The following is a 13,472-nucleotide window of genomic DNA, read 5'->3' on the forward strand; positions in this document are numbered from 1 at the left end:
AAACAGAGGCAAACTGCTCTGCCCACTTTTCAACGCTGTGCCCTCTGTGATTCCTCTGTGTCCTCTGTGTCAAAAAGCCCTGCCCCTCCGCCCGTGACCTCTTTCAGCGATTCAGCGTTTCAGCATTTCAGCGTTTCCCCCCATGTCTGATCCGCACGGCCACGAACTGCTCGCCGAACGGCTGGCGATGATCCCGTCGGTCTTGGACGGCATGCTCGCCCGTGGTCCGCAGCCGCTGAAGCCGGCCACGCTCGCCAGCCAACGTTTTGTGGTCACTGGCACCGGCAGTTCCGAGGCCCACGCGCGCTACCTCGCCACGTTGCTCAACCTGCACAGCGACCGCGCCGCGGCCTACCTGCCGCTCTCCGGTTTTGTCGACGCACCCGCCGCCAACTTCACCGGCAAGACCCTCGTGGTGTTTTCGCAAGGCGTCTCGCCCAACGCCCAGATCGCGCTGCAACGCGGCCAGGACTTCGCCCACACCATCCTGTTCACCGCGACCACACCGGAGGCCGCCGAGGCCGCGGGCAAACCCGATCGGGCCCAACTCCTGCGCCACCTCCTGGACGCCGGCGGCGAATTGGTCGAGTTCCCGCTCGCCGAGGAATACACCACTCTCATCCGCTTTGTGGGTCCCCTCGCCGGCTACCTCGCCTGCCTGCAGTTCGCGTCCCAGTTCTCCTGCTCGCGCTTCACGATCCCGGACTCCGCCACCCTCGCGCCTCTGCTCGCCGCGACCGCACCGACCAAACTCCGCGACGCCATGTGCGAACTGCCGAGTGCCTTCGCCGGCGGATTTAACCTCATCACCGCCGCGCCGATCTCCGACTACTCGCAGAACCTCGCGTGCAAGTTCATGGAAGGCCTTTATTGGAACTGCCCGGCGATCTCCGACTTCCTCCAGTTCGCCCACGGCCCCTTCCAGCAAATGACGGCGCACCCCAAGCCGGCGATCATCCTGCAAGGCAACGGCCCCGGCGAAGCACAGATGGTCGAACGCAGCGTCCGCATGCTGCGCGGCGTCGGTGCCAGCGCCTCGGTCATCCAAATCGACGCCCCGCCTTTGCTTTCCATTTTCGGTTTCGAAGCCGCTCTCAACGACCTCGTCTTTGCCGTCATGCGCCACCTCGGCGTCGACCAAGTCAACTGGCCCGGCAAAGGCCGCGACGACGCCCTCTACGGCTTCTGCCCGGATAGTTCAGCCAGCTAGTAGTAAGTTAGGTCGCCGTCCCTTAGGTATGAGAAATTTCAAGCGACACCTTCTAACTCTCGGCAACCGATCGTTTGGAATCGCGATAATTGTTTTTATCGCCGGGACCATCGCGCGCGGAGAGGACGATGCCCACCTTACCCAAGTCTGGAACTTAGTCGCAGAATCTGAGCTCATTGTAACGGCAACGTTGTCCGTTCCTGAGTCCGAAATTCGATCAAGCCTGGAAAGCTCGGATCATCGCTATGTTGAAATGTCCTTTTCTCCAGAAGTGGTGCTGAAGGGTTTGGCTTCGAACCCTCCGATCATTCGTTGGTATACGAAACCACGAAGCTACAAACCCGGACCAGAACAAGTCTTGGCACTTAATGGCGAAACGGCGCTTCTGTTCCTCATCTACGTTCGCGATCCTTACGCTCGCGGATACTACTTTGCAGGACATACCACCGATTCACTTCAGGGAGTTTCAGAAGCACAGCTATCGCTTGTTCATAGAATTGTTCGGGAGCAGGACGACGCCCTCAAAAAATTTCGAGAACTATTCCCTCCCGAAAGAGAGCCTCTCTATGAAACTGTAAAAGGCTTGGTCGACGACATGACCGACGCTGGCACGCAACATTCCGCCTTCGCGCAGTTAGAGGCGCTTGGCTCCCAAGCAATCCCCTCAATAATCATGCTCATGGACGATCGAAGGGATTTGGCTGATCCAAGCATATCACTTCGAAACGACTTTCCCGACGCTTTTGAAGCCTTCCGGCACTACGGCCCCGAAAAGGTGGTTGATGCATTGGCTGCAATTCTGAACCAGATCACAGGTGAGAGCTTCGGGACAATTTACAACGGAGGAACAGAGCAAGAGCGCGCCAACACCATCAAGGCGTGGCGACTATTCCTCATTCGCGAATCAACTCAAGGCACCGATCGCGACCGTTGAAACGACCCGTTGTGTTGGCATTGAGAACGGCAATGATGCTGTTCCGACGCTTACAAGGGCAGACCCGACGAATCAGGGCCCCAAAGGGGTCAAGTCCCCAAAGGGGTCAGTCCCCAAAGGGGTCTGGCCTTGGGGATTGGGGTTAGATGCGAGAGTGGGTGGCCATTCACCACGTTTCAGGCGCGAAGTCGGAAATGCCTAGTTCACGCGTTAACGAGACCGTCCGTTAAACACAGGATTGGATCTCCACTTCCAGGCGGAGCCACGTTTTCTTCGGACCATGAACGTTCTCTTTATCGGCGGCACCGGGATCATCTCGACAGGTTGCACGGCGCTCGCGCTGGCTCGCGGTCATTCCGTCACCGTCCTCAACCGCGGTCGTCGGGCCAAACCTCATCCGCAGGCCGAACACCTCTGCGTCGATTTGAATGATGCGCCTGCCCTAGCGGCGGCATTGGCGGACCGACGCTGGGATGCAGCAGTGGATTTCACGGTGTTTACACCCGACCAACTCGAACAAGGCCTCGCGAACTTCGGACCGCACGTGGGGCACTACGTGTTCATCAGCTCGGCCAGCGCTTATCAGAAGCCGCCGCAGCACTATGTGGTCACCGAGGAGACGCCGATGGAGAATCCGTTCTGGCAATACTCCCGCGACAAGATCGCCTGCGAGGAACGCCTGTTGCGGGCCGTGCGCGAGGATCAATTCCCCGGCACCATCGTCCGCCCTTCCCTCACCTTCGGCGATGATCAGGTCACGCTGGCCTTCAATAGTTGGCAACGCAGCTACACCGTGATCGATCGGCTGCGCCGCGGTTTGCCCGTCATCATTCCCGGCGACGGTCGCACGCTCTGGACGATCACCCACAACAGCGACTTCGCCCAGGGCCTGCTCGGTCTGCTCGGGAATCCGACGACCATCGGCGAGGCCTTTCACATCACCTCCGACGAGGTGCTGACTTGGAACCAATACTTCCAAATCACCGCCGAGGTCGCCGGCGTGAGCGATCCGCAGTTCGTCCACATCCCCGCCGACTTCATCGCGGCCTGCCTGCCCGACGAGGGCCCGGGCCTCATCGGCGACAAGCTCTGCTCCTGCGTCTTCGACAACGCCAAGATCAAGCGCTTCGTGCCCGACTTTGAAGCCACCACGACTTACCGTGAAGGCATCGCCCGCACGCTCGCGTGGTTCGACGCCGACCCGGCCCGCCAACTCATCGACGAAGACGCCAACGCCAAATGGAACCGCCTCCTCGCGGCGTGGAAGGCCGCCAAGGCGCACGGCATGGCTAAGTTTAAGGAATAGCCGCAAAAAGGCGCAAAAGGCTCAACTCACCCCGAACACCTGCGTGCTCCTATAGGAGCGCGGTCGGGTTTTCGTCCCAAGACTGTTCCGGAATCCGGCTGACAGGAATCTTGGTCATTAACTTGAGGGGCATGGAGCGGAATCCGCTCACGCGCCTCTAGGCGAACGCAACCTGCCGCAGTGAGTTGAGCCTTCTGCGCCTTTTTGCGGCTATTAAAATATGCCTCACGCGCCGCCGATCAGTTCCAGCGCGGCGGCGAGCGGTGGCATGCGGCCGTCGGCGACGGCGTGTTCCATGGCCTCCAATCGCGCCTTCACATCCTCCCGGGCGTAGAAGCGGCTCTTGAGGCTTTCGAGGATGAGCGCGTGCATCCACTCCACCGCCTGCGCACGGCGTCGCGCTTCGAGTCCGCCGGTCGCTTTGACCGTCGCGAAATATTCGCCCGTGACGCGCCAAACGTCCTCGATGCCGTGGCCGGTCAGGGCCGACGCCAACACGGCCGGCGTTTCCCAGCCTTCGGTCGGTCGATGCAGGTAGTGCAGCACGCGCTTCATCTCCGCCTGCGCCGCAATGCAACGCGGCCAGTTGTCGCCGTCGGCTTTGTTGATCACCAAGAGGTCGGCCATCTCGATGACGCCCTTCTTGATCCCCTGCATCTCGTCGCCGGCACCGGCGATCATCAGCACGAGAAACATGTCGACCATCGAGCGCACAGTGACCTCGTTCTGACCGACCCCCACTGTCTCGACGATGACCACGTCGTATCCAGCCGCTTCACACAGCAGGATCGCTTCACGCGTCTTGCGCGCCACCCCGCCCAGCGAACCACCGCTCGGCGACGGCCGGATAAAGGCGTTGGCCTCGCGGCCCAGTTTCTCCATCCGCACCTTGTCGGCCAAGATACTGCCGCCGTGAATCGTGCTCGAGGGATCGATCGCCAACACCGCCACCCGACTGCCTTGGCCGGTCAGCGTGCAACCGAGTGATTCGATGAAGGTGCTTTTGCCGGCACCCGGAATACCCGTGATGCCCACCCGGCGGGACTTGCCGGTGTGCGGGAGCAGCGCGGTCAATACCTCTTGGGCCAAGGCCCGGTGCGTCTCCGCGTTGCTTTCCACCAAGGTGATCGCACGACCGAGGATCATTGGGTTCCGCGCGAGCACGCCCTCGACGTAGTCGGTAACTGTGAGCTGCCGACGCCGGGGAACCCTCAACTTCGGCTGCGCGGATACGCCCTCGGTGCGAACGCCTTCCACGACCCAGGTGGCAAAGCCGCTGCCACCTTCTTCCGGGACCCAATCCGGACGCGGCTGCGGACAGCCCTCGTGCAGTTGCGCCGACGGCTTCTTGACCGGTGGTGGGCACTCTTCGGAGTCTGTCATGGCAGGTAGGGCGGGACCGCTGGGCCCGCCGTTCGTGGGAGTATTCCTGTCCGCCCTACCCTAACGCGTCGCTTCATGCTTCGACCGGTTCCAGACGTTCGAGCAGCAGATCGAGGATCTTCAGCGTGGACTTCGGAATGACCGTGCCGGGACCGAAGACCGCGCTGGCGCCGTTCTCCAGCAGGTAACCGTAGTCCTGCGCCGGGATCACTCCGCCGCACACGATCATGATGTCGTCGCGGCCGAGCTCGGCCAGGGCGTCGCGCAGGTTGGGCAACAGCGTCTTGTGGCCGGCGGCGAGCGAACTCATCGCAACCACGTGCACGTCGTTCTCCACCGCCTGGCGAGCGGCCTCCTCTGGCGTTTGGAAGAGCGGTCCGATATCGATATCGAAGCCGAGGTCAGCCATCGCGGTCGCGACCACTTTGGCGCCGCGGTCGTGTCCGTCCTGACCAAGTTTCGCCACCAACAAGCGGGGCTTACGGCCTTCAACTTCCTCAAACTTGGCGACCTTGTCGCGCACCTGCGCGACCACGCCGTCCTCGCCGAACTCCGCGCGATATACGCCGGAGATCGAGCGGATCTGCGCTTGGTAGCGCCCGTAGACGACTTCGAGCGCGTCGCTGATTTCACCGAGCGAGGCCCGCGCCTGGGCTGCGTTGACCGCGAGTTCCAGCAAATTGCCGGTGTTGTCTTTGGCGGCATCGGTCAGCGCCTTGAGCGCCGCTTGGCAGGCCGTCTCATCGCGCTCGCCGCGCAGCTGCTTGAGGCGTTCGATCTGGGCGACGCGCACGGCCGTGTTGTCGACTTCGAGGATGTCGAGCGGATCCTCGTGGGCGAGACGATTGGTATTGAGGCCGACGATGATCTCCTTGCCCGAATCGATCTTGGCTTGGCGGCGCGCCGCGGCCTCTTCGATGCGGAGCTTGGGGATGCCAGCCTCGATCGCCTTGGTCATGCCCCCCATCTTCTCCACTTCGGCCAAGTGTTCACGCGCTTTTTTGATTAGATCGGCCGTGAGCGACTCGACGTAATAGCTGCCGCCCCACGGGTCGACGACCTCGCAGACGCCGGTTTCCTGCTGCAGGTGCAGCTGGGTGTTGCGGGCGATGCGCGCCGAGAAATCGGTGGGCAACGCGATCGCTTCATCGAGCGCGTTGGTGTGCAGGCTCTGCGTGTGACCGCAGGCGGCGGCGAGCGCCTCCAAGCAGGTGCGACCGACGTTGTTGAACGGGTCCTGTTCGGTGAGCGACCAACCGGAGGTTTGCGAGTGCGTGCGCAGCGCGCGGGACTTGGGGTTCTTCGGCTCGAACTGCCCCACGATCTCGGCCCAGAGCGTGCGCGCGGCCCGCATCTTGGCGACTTCCATGAAGTAGTTCTTACCGATGGCCCAGAAGAACGACAGGCGCGGCGCGAAGGCATCGACATCCAAACCGGCGGCAATGCCGGTGCGCAGGTATTCGAGTCCATCGGCCAGCGTGTAAGCGAGCTCAAGGTCGGCCGTGGCTCCCGCCTCCTGCATGTGGTAACCGGAGATCGAGATGCTGTTGAACTTCGGCATGTTGGCCGAGGTGTAGCGGAAGATGTCACCGATGATCCGCATCGAGGGCGTCGGCGGATAAATGTAGGTATTGCGCACCATGAACTCCTTGAGGATGTCGTTCTGGATGGTGCCCGACAGATCCTTGAGATCGCAGCCCTGCTCCAGCGCGGCCGAGATGTAGAAGGCCATCACCGGCAGCACCGCGCCGTTCATCGTCATCGAGACCGAGACCTTGTCCAAGGGGATGTCGGAGAACAGGGTCTGCATGTCGCGTATCGAATCGATCGCTACACCGGCCTTGCCCACGTCGCCCACCACGCGCGGGTGATCGCTGTCGTAGCCGCGGTGGGTCGCGAGGTCGAAGGCGACGGAAAGGCCCGCCTGACCGGCGGCCAGGTTGCGCTTGTAGAACGCGTTGGATTCTTCCGCCGTGGAGAAGCCGGCGTATTGGCGCACGGTCCACGGCCGCATCACATACATCGTGGCGTAGGGCCCGCGCGTGAACGGCGCGAGGCCAGGCATGGTGTCGAGCACCTCGTTCTCCGGCAGGTCGTCCGCGGTGTAGAGATCCTTGAGCGGAATCTGCTCATAGGTCTCGCCGACCACCGCCGGCTCGGGGCGCTCGGCCGCATCGGCCGGGATCGCGATGGCATCGAAATCGGTTTTCGAGAGGTCTTTCATGTCGGCAAGGTTTAGAGGTTGGCTCCAAGGCGATTGAGCATGCGCCCAAGGGTGGCGGGCACATCGGCGCGCACGTGGATGAACTCATCCACACCGGCATCGCTGAACGCTTTCTGCACCGCTTCGTCGCGTGGCAATCCGGCCAGCACCACTTGCATGTTGGGCTGCGCGGACTTGACCGCTTTGGCCAGCGATGGGACGAGGTCGGGATAGGTGTCATCGGTGGAACAAATCACCACCGCATCGGCTCCGCTTTCGACCGCGGCTTGGGCAGCCGCCTCCGCGGTCTCGTAGGCTGTTTTGCCGGCGAGGGCAAAACCACCCACCGCGACGAAACCAGCCGAGAAGTCGGCCCGCGGTTTGTGCTGCTTCACCGGGCCCATTTTCGCGAGGAAGACGGTCGGTGCTTTGCCGCGGGTCGCGGTGAGATCGGCCGCCGCGAGGCGCAGCGCTTCGAACGGTGCCGCGGCCGAGTAGGCCGCCAAGGAGGCGACTTCAACCGTCGACAGTTGCGCTCCGACGATGATGTCTCCGACCGGGGTGCCGGCGCGCAGCGCATCGATCGCCTTGCCCAAGCGGGTGGCCCAATCGTTTTCGCCGCCCGCCACGAAGATCGCAGCAGTCGGTGCTGCGGCCACGACGCCGGCTTTGATCGAGTCCTTGGCATTCGGGAACAGGTTGGTGCCAACAAGTCCACTGCGACGCACCGCGTAGTCCTTGTTGCGCCCCTTGGTTGTGCCGGCGATTTGTTCCTGCACCCAACCGGCGGCGAGCGCGGCGCAAAGTCCGCCCTGTTCCTCGACCTGTTGGAAGAGCGTCCACGCCTTGCGGGCCAGTTGATCGCTGACGTTCTCCACATACCAGGAGCCGCCCGCGGCGTCGGTCGGCACGTTGAAACCGAACTCGTCGGCCAGCAGCACGTGCAGGTTGCGGGCGATGCGCTCGCCCACCGAACTGTTCCCACCGGCCGGTGTATCAAACGCGTCGATACTCAGGCCATCGACACCGCCGAGCACGGCGGACAAGGCCTCGGTCGTGGCCCGCAGCATGTTCACGTGCGGATCGAGCCGGGTCTTATTCCAGCGCGCGGTGACCGCGGTGACTTCGACCTGGGCGGCGTCCGCCGCGGTGGCGCCGAGACCAACCAGGAGCTTGGCGAGCACGACGCGCCAGGCGCGGAACTTGGCCAGCTCCATGAAGAAGCGCGGACCGATCCCAAAGCGCACCAGCAGGGACGCGGTGAGGTCTTCGAGCGAAACGTTCTGCGACTCCAAGGCCCGTGCATTCTCGGCGACCGCGGCCAGCGCGAGACCGAGCTCCTGCACGGCATTCGCGCCGGCGTCGGACCACACCGCGGCATCGACCGCGACGGTGCGGAATCCGGGAGCGTTGGTTTTACCCCAGCCAATCGCTGCGGCGGCGTCGCCCCAAACCGGCGCCCAGGTTTCCGGCACGGTGCCGGATCGGACCGCCGCGGCGATCGGATCGGCGGCCACGCTGCCGTGAAGGGATTCGAGGTTCAGTCCGCGCTCGGCGGCATAGGCCGAAATCATCGCGATGGATGGGAGCGCCGAAGTCGCAACCGGGAAATGAATGGGCACCGCGGTGAGCTCCACATCACGCAGGGCCGCGATGAGTGACTCGAGCTTCGCTGGCGCCCAGTCGCCGCGGGCGGCGGCATCGGCCCCGGGCACGACCACGGCATCCTGGCCGGCCATCAGAGCCGCCCGCACACCTTTGTTGTAAGCTTCGGCATCGGGTCGCCGAATTTCCTGCAGCCTGCGGCAGGTCTGCCGGGCAGCCACTGCGGTCGCCCCGCGGGCGAGGCTGGCCTCGGTTTCGAGTCCCACCGGCAGGTCGGCGCGCGTGTAAAGTGGATTGAGGGCAATGCCTTCGGGGGTGCGGGTGATCAGGCGTTTTTCAAATGGCGCTCCCTTTAGGTCTCGTTCGACCTGTGCACGCCAAGTGGCGAGCGCGACGGTCAAGGCTTCCTCCGGAGGGTTGGTTGGGCGGGTGTTCGGATCCATGATGGTTCGGACGTTGCGGGCTCAGCTTAGCTGGACGCCGCGCACTCGACTCCGCACATTTTGTCAAAGCATCCCCGTCACCTCCGCTTTCCTAGGGGCAACTGGGCAAACCATGCCTACCCAAACGCAATCCATGCCGAGCCACCCCTCAAAATCTGCGGCATGATGTGCCCCGCACAACCAAGCCAAACGAGCCATGATTACTCGCATCGACCACCTCGGCATTGCCGTCAAAGACCTGACGACGGCCATTGCCTTCTACGAAAACGCCCTGGGGCTTAAGTGTGAACACACCGAAGAGGTGCCGTCGCAAAAAGTGCGCACCGCGTTCTTTCATTGCGGCGAAGTTCACCTGGAGCTGCTGGAGCCGACGGCCGAGGACAGCCCGATCGCGAAGTTCCTGGAGAAGAACGGCGAGGGTATCCACCACATCGCCTACGCGACCGACGTGATCGAAGACCAGCTGCAGGACGCCGCCGCGGCGGGTGTGCGGCTGATCCACGAAACGCCCTTCGAAGGCGCGGCCAACAAGATGGTCGCTTTCCTCCACCCCAAGTCGACGCACGGCGTGCTCACCGAATTTTGCGCGCCCAAAACCGCGGACGCCTGAGCCCACCTTCCCCCTACACCGTTCACTTTCCTCATTCCTCCGATGCCCATTGCACCAGAGCACCTCAAGCGCCTCGAAGACGCTCGGCACGTTGCCGAGGTCGGCGGGGGCGAAGATAAAATCGCCAAACGGCACGAAAAAGGCCTGCTGACCGCTCGGGAGCGCCTCGCCGCGCTGTTTGAGCCGGGCACCTTCATGGAGTTCGGGCAACTGGCCCAACACGCCTGCAACCAATTCGGCATGGAAAAAAAGTCCATGCCGGGTGACGGCGTCGTCACCGGCGTCGGCTACGTCGACGGCCGCCCGGTCGCCGCCTTCAGCCAGGACTTCACCGTCGGGGGCGGCGCCCTCGGTCGCATCCACGCCAAGAAGATCTGCGACATCATGGAATACGCCGGTCAGGCCGGCATGCCGGTTCTCGGTATCAACGACTCCGGCGGCGCCCGCATCCAGGAGGGTGAAGATTCGCTCTCCGGCTACGGCCAGGTGTTCTTCAAGAACGTGCTCCTGTCCGGCGTCGTGCCGCAGGTCTCGATCATTGCCGGCCCGTGCGCCGGTGGCGCGGCCTACTCGCCCGCCCTCACCGATTTCCTCATCATGACGCGCAAGAACGCGCAGATGTTCATCTGTGGCCCGGAGGTCATCAAGGCCTCGACCGGCCAGACCACCACGATGGAGGAAATCGGCAGCGCCGACGCCCACGCCGCGATCTCCGGCAACGTGCACTTCATCGCCAACGACGAACAGCACGCCCTCCAGATCGCCAAGAAGCTCTTCTCCTTCCTGCCGTCCAACAATGTCGGCGATCCGCCGCACCGCCCGCCGCCCAATCTCGTGCTCAACCCCGACCACGAGATGAACGAACTCATTCCCGCCGATCCCAAAACGCCGATCGACGTGAAGAAGATTATCCGTCGCCTCGTCGACGAAGGCGACTTCCTTGAGGTGCAGGAGTTCTTCGCCAAGAACCTCGTGGTCGGCTTCTGCCGTATCCAGGGAATCGTGACGGGAATCGTGGCCAACCAGCCCGCGGTCAAAGCCGGCACCCTCGACATCGATGCCTCCGACAAGGGCGCGCGCTTCATCCGCTTCTGCAACATCTTCAACATTCCGCTCCTCACCCTCGTGGATGTGCCCGGCTTCCTGCCCGGCGTTGCCCAGGAACGCGGCGGCATCATCCGCCACGGCGCCAAGATGCTTTTCGCCTACGCGGCCTCCACCGTGCCGAAGATCACCGTCATCATGCGCAAGGCCTACGGCGGGGCTTACCTCGCCATGTGCAGCGCTGACATGGGCGCCGACATGGTCTTCGCCTGGCCCACCGCCGAGATCGCGGTCATGGGCGCCGAAGGCGCGGTCAAGATCCTCTACAAGCGCGAGATCGGCGCCGCCGAGGATCCCGCCAAAACGGCTGAGGAATACGCGGTCGAATACCGGGACAAGTTCGCCTCGCCCTACCGGGTCGCCGCGAAAGCCATGATCACCGACATCATCGAGCCCTCGCAGACCCGCGGCATCGTCGCCATGGCCCTGCGCAACACGCTCTCCAAGCGTGAAACGCGCCCGCCGAAGAAGCACGGCAACATCCCGCTCTAAACTCGCACCACCGTTTCTCCCCTCCTTTCCCTGCCGATCAAAACATCATGAAAAAACTACGCGTCACCGTAGATGGAAAATCCTATGACGTCGTCGTCGAAGTGCTCGACGACGCCCCGGCCGCGAGCGCGTCCGCCGCTCCTTTGGCCGCGGCGGCTCCACCCGTCGTGGCTCCGGCGCCGAGCGCCCCGGCCTCGGCTCCGACGGCCGCCGCCGGCGACGGCGCGATCGTTAGTCCGCTCGCGGGTAAGATCATTTCCGTCGACGTGAAACCCGGCGACAAGGTCGAGAACGGCGCGCAGGTCGCGACCGTCGAAGCGATGAAGATGAATACCTTCATCTACGCCGAACAGGCCGGCACCGTGGCTTCCGTAGCCGTGAATCCGGGCGATTCCGTCGAGGAAGGCGCCGTCATCCTGCAACTCGCCTGACCCCCTTCTCGCCATGTCCTTCCCACTGTCCCTTGCGTCGATCACGGAAAACCCGTCGCTGACCGAGTTGATCGAGTTCCAGGCCACCGGGTTGGTGGTCGTGTTCTCGGCGCTGATCACGATCTGGATTTTCCTGGAGCTCCTCGGGAAAGTGTTTCGCAACCGGGCTCCGGCCCCCGCCGCGGCCCAGCCGACCGCTCCCCGCCCGGCCGCGGCCGACGCCGCCACGGGCACGCCACCGCAGGCCATCGCCGCCATCAGTGCGGCGGTCCATGTGGCCCTGCAGGGACGCGCTCACCGGATCGCATCCATCAAGCTGGCCGGCGGTCAACCCAACTGGGCGGCCGAAGGACGGCGCGAACACTTCTCCTCTCATCGCGTGCGCTAACGAGAAAGCACTCCCATGCTGCAAAACCTCATCGAATTCTTCAGCACCACCGGCTTCAGCCAGGTCACCTTCGGCATGCTCATCATGTGGGTGATCGCCGCGGTTCTGCTCTACCTCGCGGTGGCCAAAGGCTTTGAGCCTCTGCTGCTCGTTCCCATCGCGTTTGGCGCGATCCTCGCCAACCTGCCCACCCGCGGCATGATCGATCCGGTGGCCCCGGCGACCTTCCGCGTCGAGGCGCAGGTGGAACACCACGAAAACGCCGCCGGCGACGTGGCTGCCGAGGGCGAAACCCAGACGCTCCACATCACCAAGATGGAAGGCGGGCTCTACGACTTCCTGTCGCAAGGCATCAAGTTGGAGCTCATCCCGCCGCTCATCTTCCTCGGCGTCGGCGCCCTCACCGACTTCGGTCCGCTCATCGCCATGCCGCGCACCCTGCTGCTCGGCGCCGCGGCCCAGGCCGGCGTGTTCCTCACCTTCTTCAGCTCCTTCCTCCTCGGCTTCTCGCCCGCGCAGGCCGCCTCCATTGGTATTATCGGCGGCGCGGACGGACCGACCGCGATCTTTCTCTCCAACAAGCTCGCCCCCGAGCTGCTGGGGGCCATCGCCGTCGCCGCCTACAGCTACATGTCGCTGGTGCCGCTCATTCAGCCACCGATCATGCGTCTGCTCACGACCGAGAAGGAGCGCAAGATTCGCATGAAATCGCTGCGCAAGGTCTCGAAGTTGGAAAAGCTCATCTTCGCGATCGCGGTCATGGTGATCTGCGTGCTGCTCGTGCCCGACGCCACCGCGCTCATCGGCATGCTCATGCTGGGCAACTTCCTCCGTGAATCCGGCGTCACCGAGCGCCTGGTGAAGGCCGCGCAAAACGAGATCATCAACGTGCTCACCATCTTCCTCGGCACCAGCGTCGGCATCACCATGCAGGCCGACAGCTTCCTCGCCCCGGCCACGCTCAAGATCATTGTGCTCGGCGTCATCGCTTTCTGCGTGTCGACCGCCACGGGCGTGCTCATGGCCAAGGTGATGAACATGGTGAGCAAGACGCCGATCAACCCGCTCATCGGTTCCGCCGGCGTCTCGGCGGTGCCCATGGCTGCCCGCGTCTCCCACGTGGAAGGTCAGCGCGCCGATCCCGGCAACTATCTCATGATGCACGCGATGGGCCCCAACGTCGCGGGTGTCATCGGCACCGCGGTCGCCGCCGGCTTCCTCATCTCCACCCTGGGTGGGGGCTGAGGCCTCAAGGTCACACGACAACAGACAACGAACCATGTCCCTGAAACTAGGGACACCCGGCCCCGGCGGAGGTCGAAATCGTTCTGGCTTCCCTCCTCCGCCGCGGGCAACGTGGCCG

At 63.6% G+C, this 13,472-nt stretch carries 11 protein-coding genes; 8 read left to right on the forward strand and 3 right to left on the reverse strand.

Annotation, left to right across the window (positions count from 1 at the left end; all coding sequences use genetic code 11):
- The first annotated feature begins 142 nt into the window (after positions 1-142).
- From AC0MRV_RS16110 to AC0MRV_RS16120, 3 genes are all read left to right on the forward strand, one after another.
- Entirely contained in the window at positions 143-1,210 is a 1,068-nt protein-coding gene (locus AC0MRV_RS16110) for a hypothetical protein (RefSeq protein ID WP_472765526.1), read from the forward strand.
- A gap of 28 nt (positions 1,211-1,238) precedes the next feature.
- Entirely contained in the window at positions 1,239-2,144 is a 906-nt protein-coding gene (locus tag AC0MRV_RS16115; protein WP_472765527.1) for a hypothetical protein, read from the forward strand.
- A gap of 280 nt (positions 2,145-2,424) precedes the next feature.
- Positions 2,425-3,450, forward strand: a complete 1,026-nt coding sequence (locus AC0MRV_RS16120) for an SDR family oxidoreductase (protein WP_472765528.1) — start codon at positions 2,425-2,427, stop codon at positions 3,448-3,450.
- 225 nt (positions 3,451-3,675) lie between these two features.
- On the opposite strand, the gene meaB is transcribed toward AC0MRV_RS16120, so the two are convergent.
- The 3 genes from meaB to AC0MRV_RS16135 form a co-directional block, all read right to left on the reverse strand.
- Entirely contained in the window at positions 3,676-4,833 is a 1,158-nt protein-coding gene (gene meaB, locus AC0MRV_RS16125) for a methylmalonyl Co-A mutase-associated GTPase MeaB (RefSeq protein WP_472765529.1), read from the reverse strand.
- A gap of 73 nt (positions 4,834-4,906) precedes the next feature.
- Entirely contained in the window at positions 4,907-7,057 is a 2,151-nt protein-coding gene (scpA, locus tag AC0MRV_RS16130; RefSeq protein ID WP_472765530.1) for a methylmalonyl-CoA mutase, read from the reverse strand.
- 11 nt (positions 7,058-7,068) lie between these two features.
- Positions 7,069-9,084, reverse strand: a complete 2,016-nt coding sequence (locus AC0MRV_RS16135; RefSeq protein ID WP_472765531.1) for a methylmalonyl-CoA mutase family protein — start codon at positions 9,082-9,084, stop codon at positions 7,069-7,071.
- A gap of 196 nt (positions 9,085-9,280) precedes the next feature.
- On the opposite strand from AC0MRV_RS16135, the gene mce reads away from it, so the two are divergent.
- Genes mce through AC0MRV_RS16160 form a run of 5 tightly spaced genes read left to right on the forward strand, consistent with a single transcriptional unit; the run spans position 9,281 to position 13,354 of the window.
- Positions 9,281-9,694 carry a methylmalonyl-CoA epimerase gene (gene mce, locus AC0MRV_RS16140; RefSeq protein WP_472765532.1) on the forward strand — a complete coding sequence of 138 codons (414 nt, stop codon included), beginning with the start codon at positions 9,281-9,283 and terminating at the stop codon, positions 9,692-9,694.
- Between the two features lie 42 nt (positions 9,695-9,736).
- Positions 9,737-11,290, forward strand: a complete 1,554-nt coding sequence (locus tag AC0MRV_RS16145) for an acyl-CoA carboxylase subunit beta (protein ID WP_472765533.1) — start codon at positions 9,737-9,739, stop codon at positions 11,288-11,290.
- A 47-nt stretch (positions 11,291-11,337) separates the two neighbouring features.
- On the forward strand, positions 11,338-11,721 hold the full coding sequence (locus tag AC0MRV_RS16150; protein ID WP_472765534.1) for a biotin/lipoyl-containing protein: 384 nt from the start codon (positions 11,338-11,340) through the stop codon (positions 11,719-11,721).
- Between the two features lie 13 nt (positions 11,722-11,734).
- Positions 11,735-12,109 (forward strand): OadG family protein, encoded by a 375-nt coding sequence (locus tag AC0MRV_RS16155; protein WP_472765535.1) that lies wholly within the window; start codon positions 11,735-11,737, stop codon positions 12,107-12,109.
- Between the two features lie 18 nt (positions 12,110-12,127).
- Positions 12,128-13,354 carry a sodium ion-translocating decarboxylase subunit beta gene (locus AC0MRV_RS16160; protein WP_472765690.1) on the forward strand — a complete coding sequence of 409 codons (1,227 nt, stop codon included), beginning with the start codon at positions 12,128-12,130 and terminating at the stop codon, positions 13,352-13,354.
- Positions 13,355-13,472: the final 118 nt, after the last annotated feature.

The sequence above is a fragment of the Actomonas spartinae genome (assembly GCF_051209155.1).
Taxonomy (GTDB): domain Bacteria; phylum Verrucomicrobiota; class Verrucomicrobiia; order Opitutales; family Opitutaceae; genus Actomonas.

What these genes read in the sequence shown, in the direction of transcription:
- AC0MRV_RS16135 (WP_472765531.1), bottom strand. Translation starts at nt 9,084, where the DNA reads ATGGATCCGAACACCCGCCCAACCAACCCTCCGGAGGAAGCCTTGACC.
- AC0MRV_RS16145 (WP_472765533.1), top strand. Translation starts at nt 9,737, where the DNA reads ATGCCCATTGCACCAGAGCACCTCAAGCGCCTCGAAGACGCTCGGCAC.
- mce (WP_472765532.1), top strand. Translation starts at nt 9,281, where the DNA reads ATGATTACTCGCATCGACCACCTCGGCATTGCCGTCAAAGACCTGACG.
- AC0MRV_RS16155 (WP_472765535.1), top strand. Translation starts at nt 11,735, where the DNA reads ATGTCCTTCCCACTGTCCCTTGCGTCGATCACGGAAAACCCGTCGCTG.
- scpA (WP_472765530.1), bottom strand. Translation starts at nt 7,057, where the DNA reads ATGAAAGACCTCTCGAAAACCGATTTCGATGCCATCGCGATCCCGGCC.
- AC0MRV_RS16150 (WP_472765534.1), top strand. Translation starts at nt 11,338, where the DNA reads ATGAAAAAACTACGCGTCACCGTAGATGGAAAATCCTATGACGTCGTC.
- AC0MRV_RS16120 (WP_472765528.1), top strand. Translation starts at nt 2,425, where the DNA reads ATGAACGTTCTCTTTATCGGCGGCACCGGGATCATCTCGACAGGTTGC.
- AC0MRV_RS16115 (WP_472765527.1), top strand. Translation starts at nt 1,239, where the DNA reads ATGAGAAATTTCAAGCGACACCTTCTAACTCTCGGCAACCGATCGTTT.
- meaB (WP_472765529.1), bottom strand. Translation starts at nt 4,833, where the DNA reads ATGACAGACTCCGAAGAGTGCCCACCACCGGTCAAGAAGCCGTCGGCG.
- AC0MRV_RS16110 (WP_472765526.1), top strand. Translation starts at nt 143, where the DNA reads ATGTCTGATCCGCACGGCCACGAACTGCTCGCCGAACGGCTGGCGATG.